The following is a 15,642-nucleotide window of genomic DNA, read 5'->3' as shown; positions in this document are numbered from 1 at the left end:
GCTTCAATTTATGCTTTTTCATCAATGGATAGCATCACTATCATGGAAAGCATCAGGTACACACTCACTACCATAATTTCAAAAATAATGGTCGAATAGGGGTGAGGGTAAAAATGCATTGCTAAAGTTACCAGAAACCTTGTAGGGAAATATAATCCAAGCCATACAGATATTTTATAGAAACTCTTTCTGAAAATAGCAGATGTTTCATTCCCGTTTTTTTGATATGCATATTCAAAACCACCGACCAACGCCACAAATGGTATGATACTTAAAACAACAAAGAAAACATTTTGTAGGATGATAGTAGCCATAATTTGCATCAGCAAAACCATGACCTCAAGCGTAATCAAATATATCATTATTTGCTTTAGGTTATTTTCTTTCGTCTCCTTGAGTTTTGGCAAGTCATTATCACTTTTAAAATCATCATTCAACAAATAGTCGGTGGTAACATTAAAAAGTTTGCTGAGTTGTAAAATATTTGATGCATCAGGTGTGGCAGACCCATTTTCCCAACGAGAGATTGCTTGACGAGATATATTCAGTTTTTCGGCCAAATCCTCTTGAGACATACCATGTTGTTTCCTTAAAATTATAATCTTATCTGATAATTTCACAATAAAATCCTCCTTTGTTTTGGTAATTTTATTGTAGTTAAAATCATGCTAAAATACTACCACATAAGCTTTACAATACCGCAACTAGACTTTACATTGCTTAATTTTGCGGTTTTTTCATATCAAAGGAAGAGTCAAATTCCTATTTGTCTAATAGCTTATAAATCATTCATGTTTCACTACTCTACTTTTCTGTAATATATAATATAATTCATCCACCGATTTATCAACTAAAATTTTCATTTTTCCTATGTCATCTATATTTTACCCTATTTTTAAGGGTCAAAAAACGGTGTTTTTACTCCGATTTTTGACCCAATTTTTGTCCTCAAACCACTATATGTTGTGGTTGAACCCTACCTTTTCTCCTTATCGCCACAATGCGTCATCATTATTATACTCTCCACATGCCCCGTCCAGCAAAATAAATCTACAGGCTGCACTTCTAAAGTTTTATATCCTCTTTCCTCTAAGTATCTCAAATCTCTCGCTAAGGTTGCAGGGTTGCAGGATATATATACTATGCGTTTGGGCTTCATCTGAGCTATTGTCTCTAATACTTCTTTTTCACATCCTCTTCTTGGAGGATCTACTACTAATTTATCTGCCTTTATTCCTCTTTTTAATAACTTGGGAAACACATCTTCACTAAGGCCTTGTATAAATTCTACGTTTTCTATTCTGTTAAGTACCGCATTCTCTTGCCCGTTTTTTACGGCTTCTTCTACTGCTTCGACTCCATAGACCTTTCCGGCCTTTTGGGCCAGATATAAACTTATAGTACCTATACCGCAATAAAGATCTACGACTACCTCATCTTTTTTCAAATCAAGGTATTCCACTGCTTTTTCATATAATACTTCCGCCTGTTCTCTGTTTACTTGAAAAAAGGAGTTGGGAGAAATACTATATCTGAAACCTCCTATACAATCTGTTATGGTATCTTGTCCGTATAATTTAATGTTTCTGCTTCCCATCATTTCCGAATCTGCCCTCGGGTTTATATTCTGATAAATACTTTTCACTTCTTTTATATTTGAAAGCCTTTTTATTAATTTTTCTTTAAACGAAAATCCTTTGCGCGTTGTAGTAAGTATTATCATTGCTTCTTTATGCTTCGTTGTTCTGACTGTTATATTCTTTAATTCGGAAGTATCTTCATTTTTTAATATATCTCTTATACTATTCATTATTTTATCAGATAACTCATCCTGTATAATACATCTTTCTATATTAATTATATCATGGCTTCTTCTTTTGAAATAGCCGACAGATGATTTTCCTCCTACTGATTTTACTTTAAATTCCCCCTTATTTCTATACCTATATGGAAACTTCATTCCTATAGTCGGATGTATTACTGCTCCTTGAATTTTTCCTATTCTCTCCAATGCATTTTTCACTATGCTTGTCTTTAACTCCAGTTGCTTATTATAATTCAATCTGTGAAATTGACATCCGTCACAATCCATGTCGTATATACATTTTGAATCCGTTCTGTATTCAGAGGGAGAAATTACTTTTACTATTTTTCCTAAGGCATAATTCTTTTTTATATCTTCTATTTTGGCAATCACTTGATCTCCCAAAATAGCTCCTTCAACAAATATCGTAAACCCATCTGCCTTTCCTACTCCTTGTCCTTCTTTTGTCATATCCCGTATTTTTAATTCTATTTCTTTGCCTTTCCAAAATTCTTCCTTCATATGTTTCTTCCTTTCCAAAAAAATAGGGGCATTTAAAATGCCCCAAAAAGAATCAGTATCCCTTTTTTCCTTCTTAAAATCAATTATCGACCAAAAAAATTTTTTCTATACCTTATTTGTTTACCATTTTAAAAATAAATGTGCATTTCCTTTTTTAATCATTTTCGTAAATCTTCTTATCAAATATTCCCTGTAAAAATCTCTCGTAGGGGGGACTACAAGAGTTATCCCTATAATATCCGTAATAATTCCCGGCATCACAAGAAATATTCCTCCTAAAAATATACATAAAGCACTTATGATGTCATTACCCGGTATTTTACCTTGACCCAATTCTTTATTTACTTTTATAACAGTTACTTTTCCTTCAGTTATTGCCAGATAACATCCTGCGATTCCTGTAAGAATTATAAGTAATACAGTAGTCCAAAACCCCATATTTTTAAAAAGCTTAATCAGTATGAACAAATCAAGTATGGGTGTTATAACTAAGAATAATACTAATTTATTCATATAGCACTCTCCGTTTCCCTTTTTATTTTGGTTTATAGAACTCTCACTTCTCCGTTATATATCAATCCGGTAATACTATCTGCAGTAACGACACTGCCGTCTTTAAGTATACTCGTTGCATTCTTTGCTCCCACAATAGTTGGTATCCCTAAGTTTAACCCTACTATAGCAGCATGGGAGGTAAGCCCGCCTTCTTCCGCTATAATGGCCGATGCAATTTTTATATATTCAATTATATCCTTATCCGTAGCTTTACTTACCAATATATCGCCCTTTACAAATTTTCCTTTTAGTTCTTCAGGACTGTTTCCTATGCAAACTTTTCCCGTTACCGCTTTGGCTCCGACTCCTGTTCCTCTAAGGAGGATTTTCCCTACTGTATGAACCTTAATAAGATTAGTGGAACCGGGAATACCTGCAGGTATGCCTGCCGTTATGATTATCAGATCTCCTTCTTTTATGTATCCCTTCTTCAATGCACAGTGGATTGATAAATCTATTACTTCATCTGTAGATGCACTTCTCAACGATAATACAGGATACACTCCCCATATCAATGATAATTTTCTCATTATTTTTTCCGAAGGTGTGGCAGCAATAATAGGAGCTTTAGGTCTGAATTTTGATACAGCCCTGGCCGTATATCCTGAAGACGTTGCTGTAATAATAGCACTTGCTCCCAAGTCTTCAGCAGTGGCACATGTAGCTCTGCTGATAGCGTTAGTGCTTGTTATTTCATTTCTCATGGATTTAACTTTAAATAATTGTCTGTAATCTAAAGAAGACTCTATTCTTTCAGCGATTCTTCTCATGGTCTTTACTGCTGCTATGGGGTATTTTCCTGCTGCCGTCTCTCCCGACAACATTATAGCATCGGTGCCGTCCAATATAGCATTAGCTACATCTGTAGCTTCGGCTCTTGTAGGCCTCGGATTTCTGATCATGGAATCCAGCATTTGAGTTGCTGTAATTACAGGCTTTCCAACCAAATTACATTTTCTGATAATACTTTTCTGTATCAGGGGAATCTCTTCAGTAGGTATTTCCACTCCCAAATCTCCCCGTGCCACCATTATCCCGTCTGATACATTTATTATCTCGTCAATATTTTCCACCGCTTCACGGCTTTCAATCTTTGAAATTATCTCTATATTATTATTTCCATTTTGTTCAAGTATCTTCCTTATTTCTATAACATCTTTACCTTTTTTTATAAAAGATGCTGCTATAAAATCAACTTCATTTTTAATTCCAAATTTAATATCCTTTATATCCTCATCAGTAAGAACAGGAAGATTTGTTTTTACACCCGGGACATTAACACCCTTATGGTTTGATAAAGTTCCCCCGTTTTTAACAACGCATTTAATATCCGTGCCATCAATTATATCTTCTACCTCTAATTCTATAAGTCCATCATCTATAAGTATAGTGTCTTTCCTCTTAACGTCCTTTGGAAGTTCGGCATAACTGATTCCTACAATATTTTTATTTCCCGGGACATCTCTTGAAGTAAGAATAAATTCATGTCCCTCTTCCAATTCGCATACTCCGTCTTCAAATTCCTTAATTCTAATTTCAGGCCCTTTTGTATCCAACATAACCCCAATAGGTAAATCAAGCTCTTCTCTTAATTTTTTAATAGCGTCGATTCTTTTCTGATGCTCTTCATGACTTCCATGTGAAAAATTTAATCTTGCAACATTCATTCCATTAATTATAAGCTCTCTCAATACCTCTTCTTTTTCAGATGAAGGTCCTATAGTACAAACAATTTTAGTTTTTTTCATTATTTTTCCTCCCATTTCCCTTTTAAATTGAAAGTACTTTTGCAATATCAAACATCTTCTCATCAAAAACTTTCTCGACATTTAAAGCTTCTTCCAGAGGTATAGAATATATTTTATTTTCTTTTATTCCAACAGCAACCCCGGATTTTCCCTCCATCAAAAGTTCTACAGCTTTAAAGCCCATCCTACTTGCTACTATTCTATCAAAGGCAGTAGGAGTTCCTCCTCTTTGAATATGGCCTAATATTGTAACTCTTGTTTCTATATCCGTCTTTTCTTCAATGCTCTTAGATAACTCATAAGCATTGCCTACTCCTTCAGCCAAAATAATAATACTATGAAGTTTTCCTCTGTTTCGACCTTGTATAAGTCTCTTACAAACTTTGTCTACATCCAATTCTTCTTCCGGAACAATTATACTTTCAGCTCCGCCTGCCATTCCCGAATATAAAGCAATATCGCCACATCTTCTTCCCATGACCTCTATTATATTGGCTCTTCCATGAGAGGCAGATGTATCTCTGATTTTACTTATAGCATCTACTACGGTCTCTACCGCTGTAAAAAATCCGATAGTATAATCAGTATATCCCATATCATTATCTATGGTACAAGGTATCCCTACGCAGGCAATTCCTCTCTCGTTTAAAGTTTGAGCTCCTCTAAAAGAACCGTCTCCTCCAAGTATTATCAAACCGTCAATTCCAAAAACATCGATTACATTCAATGCTTTTTTTAAACCCTTTTCAGTCATGAATTCCTCACTTCTGGCAGTTCTGATTATAGTTCCTCCTCTATGAATAATATCTGCTACAGAAGAAAGGTTCATCTCATCAATATCGCCATTTATAAGCCCGTTGTATCCCTGCTTTACAGCCATTACCTTCATCTTATTGAATATTCCGGTTCTTACAACTGCTCTGATTGCTGCATTCATTCCAGGTGCATCTCCACCACTTGTTAATATTCCTATAGTTTTCATTATAGATAGACCCTCCCTTATATAATAACAAAATATAAAACTACATATAACCTAAATCAATTAATACAGTTTGTACTTCTTCAGCCTCAAATTCAGGTGCTAATATTTCATAAAGCATCTCTTCTCCTTCTTTTGCAAAAGGTTTCACTTTTATTAAAAATCCTTCTGTCTTCAGCTTCTTTTCCAATTCCGCTGCATTTCCCTTTCCTTCTATTACATACACCGCTGTCCACATACCTTTCGCACTCCTTAATTAAATATTAATGAAAATAGAACTGCCCTATTCTTGAAACTCATTTAACGGGAAATTTACATTAAGGAAATCTGGATTTCCCTCTGGGTTATAAAAATATTATAGCATAATTATAAATACTTGATATTATAAACGTTTTAGCAAATTTTTATACAATCTTTTCCCAGTACATCTTCCAATTTTTCGATCAAATCACTGTCATGGGAATCAACCCAAAGATCTCTGTTAGCCATAATAGTCTTATTCTTTTTTTCCATGTAAATATACACAGGAGTTTCCCCCTTATATTTCATAAGAATAGATTTGATCTCACTAAATATATCTTTATTATTTATATTGGGTATCTTTATATATAATTTATCCTTATTAAATCTTTGTAGCGGTTTAACAGATTCACATATTATTTTGGGATCCTCCTCCTCGCTTAAAGAAATTCTTCCTTTAACTACCACCACGCTATCCTCAATTATATATTTATTAAATTTATCATAAACAGCAGGAAAAACAATTATTTCAATTACCCCGTATAAATCTTCCAATGTTATAAATGCCATCATATTATTATTCTTTGTTATTTTGTTCTTTTTAGATATTATTATACCCCCTAAGGTAACAGCCTGCCCATCTGAAATTCCGCCTACTGACATTTCTCCTTCTTCTGTCGTTTCCAATATATCTATTGTGGACATATTAGAAACTTTCTTTAAATCTTCCTCATAAGGTGCTAAAGGATGTCCGCTAACATATATCCCCAGCATCTCCTTTTCCATGGTGAGAAGCTCATCTTGGGAATATTCTTTGACATCAGGAAGATCATCCTTAAGGATATCACTATTGTTTACATCAAAAAATGAAGTCTGCCCATCTATATTATTACGTTTATCCTTATGGACTCTATCCATTATTCTTTCAAATACCTTTATCAATTGCGCTCTATTTCCTCCAAGGCTTTTCATGGCACCACATCTGATCAGGCTCTCAATGGCTCTTTTGTTCATTACAGAAGAATTTATCTTTTCAACCCTTTGACAAAAATCTGTAAAACTTCTATATCTGCCGCCATCTTTTCTTCCTTTAACTATAACATCTATTAATACGTCCCCCACATTTTTAACTGCTGACAATCCAAATCGTATTTCATTATTAGAAACAGTAAATTTTCTATCACTTTCATTTATATCGGGAGGAAGTACATTTATATTAAGTCTTTTACACTCTTGAATATAAAGGGAGACTTGGTTCGTATCTCCCATAACACTGGAAATAAGTGCTGCCATAAATTCCACCGGATAATAATATTTAAGCCAAGCCGTTCTATAGGCAATCATAGAATAAGCGGCAGAATGAGATTTATTAAAGGCATATTTTGCAAAATCAATCATCAAATCATATATTTTCCCGGCACTTTTTTCATCTACACCATTTCTTATAGCCCCTGGTATTTCTATATTACCGTCAGAATCTGTTTTCCCATATATAAAATTTTTTCTTTCTTCTTCCATTACGGCCATTTTCTTTTTACTCATAGCCCTGCGGACCAAATCGGCCCTTCCCATAGAATATCCTCCTATATCCCTGACTATCTGCATTACCTGCTCCTGATATACAATGCAGCCATAGGTAACTTTCAATATTGGTTCCAATTTTATGTGGAGATATTCTATTTTAGAAGGATTATTCTTATTTTCGATATACATTGGTATTTGATTCATAGGGCCAGGCCTGAATAGGGCATTGGCAGCCACTATATTTTCAAACATCGTAGGCTTTAATTCCTTAAGGAATCTTCTCATTCCTGCACTTTCAAACTGAAATACTCCTAAAGTATCTCCTTTGGAAAACATATTGTATATATTTTCATCATCATAAGAAAAATTAGAAAAATCTATTTTAATTTTGTGATTCTCTTCAATTAAATTTACCGCATCCCTTATTACCGTAAGAGTTCTAAGCCCAAGAAAATCCATTTTTAATAATCCCATTTCTTCCAATTCCGTCATCGTATATTGGGTAGTAATGGAATCACCATTTCTGGACAGAGGAACATATTCGGTTATAGAATCTTTGGATATAACAACCCCCGCAGCATGAGTAGAAGTATGCCTCGGCAGTCCTTCCACCGCTTTCGCTAAATCTATGAGCTCCTTTATTTCCGGCTTATTTTCATATTCATCTTTTAATGCCTTATTAACTTCAAGAGCTTTATCTATTGTCATTCCCAGTTCCATAGGAATTTGTTTTGCAATATAATCAACTTCTCCATAAGGCATATTAATAGCCCTTCCTACATCTCTTATGGCTCCTTTTGCCTGCATAGTTCCAAAGGTAACTATTTGAGCTACTCTGTCCTTCCCATATTTATTTATTACATAATCTATAACTTCTTCTCTTCTCTCATAGCAAAAATCCACATCAATATCAGGCATAGTAACTCTTTCAGGATTTAAAAATCTCTCAAAAAGAAGCCCGTATTTAGTGGGATCAATATCTACTATCCCTAACGCGTAGGAAACTATACTTCCGGCAGCCGAGCCTCTCCCCGGTCCCACCATTATTCCATTATCCTTAGCATATTTTATAAAATCCCACACTATAAGAAAATAGTCCGTATATCCCATATTAACTATGGTGTTAAATTCAAATTCAAACCTCTTTTTTATATTTTCATCTATTTGTCCATATCTCTTCTTAAGCCCTTCCTCAGCAAGTTTTCTCAAATACTCTACATTGGTATATCCTTTGGGTACATCATATCTGGGTAAATGTAAATGCCCAAAGTCTAATGTTACATTACATCGTTTCCCAATCTTAACTGTATTGTCTAATGCTTCTTCTACATTTCCAAATATTTCTTTCATCTCATCATAGGATTTTATATAGAATTCATCTGTAGGAAATTTCATTCGGTCTTCGTCATCGACTTTCTTCCCTGTTTGTATACAGAGAAGTACATCATGAATCTTAGCATCTTCTCTTTTTAAATAGTGGGCATCGTTTGTTGCAACAAGAGGTATACCCGTTTCTCTGCTTAAATTTATTATTTCTTCATCTACCAGCTTTTCTTCTCTCATACCATGATCTTGCAACTCTAAGAAAAAATTATTCTCTCCGAATATATCTCTATATTCCAGGGCAATTTTTCTTGCTCTTTGAAAATCACCTTCAAGAAGGTTTTGAGGGATCTCCCCCGCTAAACATGCACTTAATGCAATTATTCCTTTGGAATATTTTCTAAGTACGTCTTTATCCACTCTCGGCCTATAATAGAAACCATTTACATATCCTTCTGAAACAATTTTCATCAAATTTTTAAGTCCTTCATTATTTTCCGCAAGAAGAATCAGATGGTACTGCTCCCTTCCTTTAGGATCTTTCTGAGTATACTTTCCCCTTGATATATATATCTCACAGCCTAATATAGGTTTGATACCATTTTTCATAGCTTCCTTATAGAAATTTATTACTCCGAACATAGCTCCATGATCAGTAATAGCTATAGTATCCATATTTAATTCCTTTGTTCTGTTTATCAAATCTTTTATCCTATTTGCCCCATCAAGAAGACTATATTCCGTATGAACATGGAGGTGGACAAATTTCCCCGTTTCAGACATATCTATTATCCTTTCCAACAATTTTATTAATTATATTTTAACATATAAACATATAACATGTAGAAAAAATTTCTAACTAACAAAAAGAGTAGGATACCCTACTCTATATATCTTCCAACTTCTTTGAAAGCAATTCTACCAAAGCTTCAACAGCTTCTTTTTCGTCCTCTCCTCTGGCTGTAATAATTATCTCCTCTCCCTGGAATGCTCCTAAGGACATCACTCCCATTATACTCTTGCCGTTTACTTTTCTGCCTTTTGATTCAATATTTATCTGACTTAAAAACTTATTTGCAACTCGAACAAACAACGCTGCAGGTCTTGCATGGAGCCCAACCTCATTATTTATAATAACCTTCTTTGAATACATTTTAATTTCTCCTTTCTCTTTTGATATCTTCTGCAATATTTTCTATTTTTCTAAATCGATGATTGACTCCGGATTTACCTACCGGAGGATCAAGCATCTTTCCCAATTCTTTAAGGCTTGAATCTTTATGACTCAATCTCACATATGCCAAATCGGAAAGACTTTTAGGAATTTTATTTAATCCAATGGTACTTTTAATATACTCTATATTTTCAATTTGCCTTAAAGAAGCATCTATAGTTTTTCCCAGATTAGCAGTCTCACAATTCACTATTCTATTAATATTATTTCGCACTTCTTTAATCACCCTGATATTTTCCAAATCCAGCAAGGCAGAGTGTGCACCCATTATATTCAGGAGATCCACTATCTGTTCTCCTTCTTTTAAATATACAACATAATTCTCTTTTCTTAAGACAATTTTGGAATTTAAAGAAAAACTATTAATTAAACGGGAAAGTCCTTCAGCATGTTCCAGAGAATTTACAACAAACTCTAAGTGATATGTTTTTTCCGGATTACTAATAGAGCCACCCCCTAAAAAAGCCCCTCTGATATAGGCCCTCTTACAGCACCTCTTTTCTACTAATTTTTTCGGTATTTTATAAGTGGTCAAACAATTTTTTGATAAAATATCTTCTATCAATCCTAAGTCCTTTAATATTTCTATCGTCTGCTGACTATTTGAAATTACTATGAAATAGCTGTTATTCTTTTTAAGCTGCCTGTTTTTTCTTACCATTACTTCAATTTCACTATTATATAACGTTTTCAATAATGTAAATATCCTTCTCGCAATAGCGGCATTTTCAGTTATCAATTTTAAATGTATTTTTCTTTTGCCATTTATCTGAATTGACCCATTGGTCTTCAAAAGAGAAGCTAATTCTGCCTTCATACAACAGTTATTTTTAATAGGAATTCTTGAAAGTTCATTCTTTGTCAGCGTGGAAAAAGACATATTCATCTCCCCCATCTATATATTAATCAAAGATATTGCTTTTAAAACAATATTTCTTTCATCTTCATATTTAATTATATCCGGAACCCGACCCATGTAAACGAAAGCCGCTTCAGCAAATCCCTCACTTTTTTGCGGGACGCACTCCATACTCTTCGTAGTCATAAGATACCAATGAACAGTTTTATAAATAATTTCATCTTCTCGTACATTGCTAAATTTATAACTTACTTTTCCAATATACTTTAGTATTTGTGCCTTTACCCCACCTTCTTCAAATACTTCTCTTAAAGCCGTATCTCCTATCTTTTCTGATTTTTCAATTCTCCCTTTAGGCAATACCCAATCGCCATTGAATTTTTTTAAAAGAAGAATAGTATTGCTAAACACTACTACACCTCCAGCACTTATCTCCTGCAACATATTCTTCACTCCTAATTCTATATATAAATAAAGATAAATTGCAATGATATCATTTAAATTAATTATACTATAAAAAAAATAATTTTAACAAAATATTTTAACAAATTAAAGCACTCAGTTATTTTTTATTTAAGTTTATCATATAATGGTCCATTTGTCATAAGTTCCTTGGTTTATTTTAAATAAATTTTATAACAATATATTATAAAGGATTTTTACGATAAGTCAACAAATTTTACTAATTTAATTGATTTTACAGTTTAGTTTATAGGTATCTTAAAACCTAAATATTTTATAGAGGATGATAATAATGAATATAAATGAAAAATTCATAATAAATATTAACGGAAAAAATTTTGTAACTTATGAAGGCCTTTTAGACCTGGCTCACCAAAAAAATTTAAAATCCATGGATGTGGAATTAATTCAATTTCCACAGAAGGAAAATAATTATACTGCTATTTGTAAAGCTACCGCATTTACAGATAAAGAAAAATTTACAGACATAGGAGATGCTAATCCTCAATCGGTAAATTCTAACTTAGTACCTCATCTAATCAGAATAGCTTCTACCAGGGCGAAAGCAAGAGCTTTAAGAGATTTAACAAATATAGGAATGACCGCTTTTGAAGAAATATTGTTTAATGAAGATGTTCCCTCGGAAGATAAAAAAGAGGTTACGGATTTTATCGATGAATTGCCCACAAAAAGGCAGATTGACACAATTAAAAAATTATCCGATGAACTGAATATGAACATCGCCTATGAAAATTTAACTAAAAAATCCGCCGGAAATCTCATATCAAAGATGATCAATGAAAAAAGCAGAAAACATTAAATTAAAATCTAATCAAAAGCCTTTTTCGCTCTCTTTTCTTTTGCCATTCTTGTAATTATTTCACATAATTTTATGCTGTCATGGCGAATATAATTTTTCTTTATATCAATAAGATTTTCCTTTATTATCCCAATTCCTATGGAATTCAACTTTTCTTCATCCTCCTTTGAAAAAATTACAGGAGTAGCCCCATCTTCACTGTATTTTTTGAGAGTCTCTTCAGGTATCTCTTCTACATTTGCAATTACATAATCTATTAAATCCTCTCTGCTATGGTAAATTATTGCATTTACATGATCCCATAAGGAATATCCGTCAGTTTCTCCAGGCTGAGTCATTACATTAGAAATATAAATTTTAATTCCATCTGCAGCCGATATGGTATCGGCCATATCCTTTATTAAAAGATTCGGTATAACACTGGTATATAAACTTCCGGGTCCCAGTACAATAGCATCCGCTTCTTCTATAGCATCAATAGCTTCTTTCATGGGAAAACTGATTTCCGGTTCTATATATACATGGTCAATTTGGCTGGACATTGCTTTATTTATCAAAGGAATATTTGACTCCCCGTGAACTTTTTCCCCGTTTTTAAGAACCGCATGAAGCTTTACCTTTTCCAGAGTTACCGGCAGAACCTTTCCGGTTACCGCCAAAACATTACAGGTTTCCCTCACTGCTACTTCAAAACTTCCATATATTTCATTCATTGCAGCAATAAAAAGATTCCCGAAATTCTGTCCCTTGAGACTTCCTTCTTTAAACCTGTACTGTAGTAATCTTGCCATTGTCGGTTCCGTATTTGCAAGAGCCAGAATACAACTTCTTATATCTCCCGGAGGAAGCATATCCAAATCTTCTCTTAATATTCCAGAACCCCCCCCGTCATCTGCTACCGTTACTATAGCGGTTATATTAGATGTATATTCTTTCATTCCTCTTAATAATATGGAAAGTCCCGTTCCTCCTCCTATAGCCACAATTTTAGGTCCCTTGGACAAAAATTTTTTTCTTACCGATTTTCCAGTATTCATACCTATATATCTTCCCCCTTACTTTAAATCCCTATGGCGCAAAATAATTCTGTTTCCTTTTTCTTTTAATTCTTTGTATATAACATTGGCAATGGACACCGAGCGATGGACCCCGCCGGTACATCCTATTCCAATCACCAATTGAGTTTTTCCTTCCTTTATATAATATGGTATGAGAAAGTCAAGCATATCTTTCAACTTTTCAATAAAAATTTTTGTCTGTTCCCACTTCAGTACATAATCCCTTACATTATCATCATTTCCTGTAAAGTTCTTAAGCTCCGGAATATAATAAGGATTGGGAAGAAATCTCACGTCAAAGACCAAATCCGCATCCAGCAATATACCATGCTTAAATCCGAAAGAAACTACCAAAATTGTAAGCTTTTTAGATTCTTTTCCTTCAAGAAATATGGTTTCTATTTCCCTCTTAAGCATACCAATAGTTAAATTGGTGGTATCAATAATATAGTCAGCCCTCTTTTTAACTTCCCTAAAAAGTTCCCTCTCCTTAGAAATTCCATCTATTATTCTTCCCGTAGGACTTAAAGGATGAGGACGTCTCAATTCCTTATATCTTTTTACCAATTCACTGTCTGCCGTATCCAAAAACAAAATTCTGTATTTAAACCCTTGAATTTTCAGTGTATTAAGGCTCTCAAATAAATCATCAAAAAATATTCCTCCTCTGATATCAACAACTACCGCTACTTTTTGTATATTACTCTTTGACTGATAACATAATTCAGCAAATTTAGGAAGAAGTTGAGGCGGAAGGTTGTCCATACAATAATAGCCGATATCCTCCATGGCTTTCATAGCCTGGCTTTTTCCTGAGCCGGAAAGGCCTGTTATTATTAAAAATTCCATAGTCATATTTCTTCACCTCTTTTCTATTTTCTTATGTTTAATATTCTTTCAAAAGGTAATCCCGCTTTTAATGCTCTTTCTATACCTTCATCAATATTTCCTACATCTTCCGGTATATGAGCATCACTGTTTATATAAAATGTAACTTTTTCTTCCATTGCAATTCGGATATTTTCCACAGAAAGCTGACTGTGGTGAGAATTTATTTCCAGAGAAACTCCTCTCTCAGCAGCTGCACGAGATAGCCGCTTAATATCCACCGGTACTTTTGAGCCTGGATGGGTAATAATATCTATGGGATATCTATTCATAGCATTTATAAGAGCCTCCGTATTTTGCCCTGCCATTTTCTCCCTAATTGATAAAGATATTTTCCCCAAAGGGTTTAAAAAATATAGCTTGTTTCCGTCGGAAAATGTAGACGGGATTGCTCCAAAATGATATCCCAAAAGCAGAATATCAAGATAACTCAGCATCTCATCATCTACATCTATTTTCCCATCATATCCTATTACGTTTGCTTCTATTCCAAGCAATATTCTTATTCTTCCCTCATATTCCTGATTCAAGGCATTTATTTCTTCTCTCATTACCTTGATATTCTTTCGCTTTACTCCATAAGATATATGCCTAAATCCATGATCTGTTATGGCAATTTCCTTAAGTCCTTTTTTAATCCCTGCTTCCGCATTTTCTCTTATAGTACCTTTTCCATGACTGAATACAGTATGAGTATGATAGTCTCCGTATATTTTCATAAAATGTCCTCTACTCTTCTCCAATTATTTTTATCTCAGGTTCTAATATAAGATCAAAATTATCTTGAACAACTTTCTGTACTATTCCTATCAATTTCTTAACATCTTCACATGTTGCATTATCTATATTAACAATAAATCCGCAGTGTTTTTCCGAAACTTGTGCTCCTCCGAATCTCAAACCTCTAAGTCCCGAATCTTCAATAAGTTTCCCCGCAAAAAATCCTTCAGGCCTTTTAAAGGTACTTCCCCCACTGGGAACATTCAGAGGTTGTTTTAAATTTCTTCTGTCTCTTAATTCATTCATTTTCTTTTCAATTTCTTCTCTATCTCCGTAATTGAGTTCAATTTCTGCTTCCAATGCTATTAAATTTTCATCTCCTATTCGGCTTTTTCTATACCTGAAATTCATCTCATCTCTGTTAAAATATACTATATCGCCATCTTTATTTAAGCATTTCACTCGGCTTATTATATCTTTCATTTCACCGCCATAAGCTCCCGCATTCATCATTACGGCTCCGCCTATGCTCCCGGGAATCCCGCTTGCGAATTCCATCCCTTTAAGGAAATTCTTCATGGCAACCTTACTTATAGTACTTAACAACGCTCCGGCTCCCGCTTTAATAATATTATTTTCTATCCTTATCTCACCTAACCCATCTCCGAGCTTTATGACTACTCCCCTTATTCCCTTGTCGCTCACCAACAAATTAGTTCCATTTCCCATTATATAAAAGTTAATTTTATTATTTCTGCATATATTTATAGCATTTAAAAGTTCTCCTTCATTTCCCGGTATAACCATTAAATCTGCCGGTCCCCCTATTTTAAATGAAGTATGAGCTTTCATCGGTTCACCGATAAGCATGCTTCCTTTAATTATAACATCGTTAAAAATATTTTT

The 15,642-nt window shown here is 33.9% G+C and carries 15 protein-coding genes; 1 reads left to right on the top strand and 14 read right to left on the bottom strand.

What is annotated here, in order from left to right; translation table 11 throughout:
• Positions 1-8 precede the first annotated feature (8 nt).
• From PP176A_RS10150 to PP176A_RS10105, 10 genes are all read right to left on the bottom strand, one after another.
• Positions 9-620 (bottom strand): helix-turn-helix domain-containing protein, encoded by a 612-nt coding sequence (locus PP176A_RS10150; RefSeq protein ID WP_071140355.1) that lies wholly within the window; start codon positions 618-620, stop codon positions 9-11.
• Positions 621-976: 356 nt separating this feature from the next.
• Positions 977-2,326 carry a 23S rRNA (uracil(1939)-C(5))-methyltransferase RlmD gene (gene rlmD, locus PP176A_RS10145; RefSeq protein WP_071140354.1) on the bottom strand — a complete coding sequence of 450 codons (1,350 nt, stop codon included), beginning with the start codon at positions 2,324-2,326 and terminating at the stop codon, positions 977-979.
• 120 nt (positions 2,327-2,446) lie between these two features.
• Positions 2,447-2,839: an FxsA family protein gene (locus PP176A_RS10140; protein WP_071140353.1), complete on the bottom strand. Its 393-nt coding sequence runs from the start codon at positions 2,837-2,839 to the stop codon at positions 2,447-2,449.
• Positions 2,840-2,871: 32 nt separating this feature from the next.
• Entirely contained in the window at positions 2,872-4,629 is a 1,758-nt protein-coding gene (gene pyk, locus PP176A_RS10135) for a pyruvate kinase (RefSeq protein ID WP_071140365.1), read from the bottom strand.
• 22 nt (positions 4,630-4,651) lie between these two features.
• The gene (pfkA, locus tag PP176A_RS10130) at positions 4,652-5,611 is read right to left on the bottom strand and encodes a 6-phosphofructokinase (protein ID WP_071140352.1); all 960 of its coding nucleotides are present in this window, start codon (positions 5,609-5,611) and stop codon (positions 4,652-4,654) included.
• 40 nt (positions 5,612-5,651) lie between these two features.
• The gene (locus PP176A_RS10125; protein WP_071140351.1) at positions 5,652-5,846 is read right to left on the bottom strand and encodes a hypothetical protein; all 195 of its coding nucleotides are present in this window, start codon (positions 5,844-5,846) and stop codon (positions 5,652-5,654) included.
• Positions 5,847-6,001: 155 nt separating this feature from the next.
• Positions 6,002-9,478: a DNA polymerase III subunit alpha gene (locus tag PP176A_RS10120; RefSeq protein WP_071140350.1), complete on the bottom strand. Its 3,477-nt coding sequence runs from the start codon at positions 9,476-9,478 to the stop codon at positions 6,002-6,004.
• A 103-nt stretch (positions 9,479-9,581) separates the two neighbouring features.
• Positions 9,582-9,848, bottom strand: coding sequence for an HPr family phosphocarrier protein (locus PP176A_RS10115; protein WP_071140349.1), 267 nt, complete (start codon positions 9,846-9,848; stop codon positions 9,582-9,584).
• Between the two features lies 1 nt (position 9,849).
• On the bottom strand, positions 9,850-10,809 hold the full coding sequence (gene whiA / locus PP176A_RS10110) for a DNA-binding protein WhiA (RefSeq protein ID WP_071140348.1): 960 nt from the start codon (positions 10,807-10,809) through the stop codon (positions 9,850-9,852).
• A 15-nt stretch (positions 10,810-10,824) separates the two neighbouring features.
• The gene (locus tag PP176A_RS10105; protein ID WP_071140347.1) at positions 10,825-11,232 is read right to left on the bottom strand and encodes an NUDIX hydrolase; all 408 of its coding nucleotides are present in this window, start codon (positions 11,230-11,232) and stop codon (positions 10,825-10,827) included.
• Positions 11,233-11,542: 310 nt separating this feature from the next.
• Here PP176A_RS10105 and PP176A_RS10100 point away from each other — a divergent pair, with 310 nt between their 5' ends.
• The gene (locus PP176A_RS10100) at positions 11,543-12,070 is read left to right on the top strand and encodes a hypothetical protein (RefSeq protein ID WP_071140346.1); all 528 of its coding nucleotides are present in this window, start codon (positions 11,543-11,545) and stop codon (positions 12,068-12,070) included.
• Positions 12,071-12,078: 8 nt separating this feature from the next.
• Here PP176A_RS10100 and PP176A_RS10095 read toward each other — a convergent pair whose 3' ends face one another.
• The 4 genes from PP176A_RS10095 to murB are packed head-to-tail and all read right to left on the bottom strand — an operon-like array spanning position 12,079 to position 15,606.
• A complete protein-coding gene (locus tag PP176A_RS10095) occupies positions 12,079-13,107 on the bottom strand; it encodes a gluconeogenesis factor YvcK family protein (protein ID WP_083381902.1) in 1,029 nt (342 codons plus the stop codon).
• Positions 13,108-13,125: 18 nt separating this feature from the next.
• Positions 13,126-13,977 carry an RNase adapter RapZ gene (gene rapZ / locus PP176A_RS10090; protein ID WP_071140363.1) on the bottom strand — a complete coding sequence of 284 codons (852 nt, stop codon included), beginning with the start codon at positions 13,975-13,977 and terminating at the stop codon, positions 13,126-13,128.
• Between the two features lie 23 nt (positions 13,978-14,000).
• Entirely contained in the window at positions 14,001-14,735 is a 735-nt protein-coding gene (locus tag PP176A_RS10085; RefSeq protein WP_071140345.1) for a PHP domain-containing protein, read from the bottom strand.
• Between the two features lie 10 nt (positions 14,736-14,745).
• Positions 14,746-15,606, bottom strand: coding sequence for a UDP-N-acetylmuramate dehydrogenase (gene murB / locus PP176A_RS10080; RefSeq protein ID WP_373419514.1), 861 nt, complete (start codon positions 15,604-15,606; stop codon positions 14,746-14,748).
• Positions 15,607-15,642: the final 36 nt, after the last annotated feature.

The sequence above is a fragment of the Sporanaerobacter sp. PP17-6a genome (genome assembly GCF_900095615.1).
Classification (GTDB): Bacteria; Bacillota; Clostridia; order Tissierellales; family Acidilutibacteraceae; genus Acidilutibacter; species Acidilutibacter cellobiosedens.
This window is presented reverse-complemented; position numbering and strand designations above follow the sequence as displayed.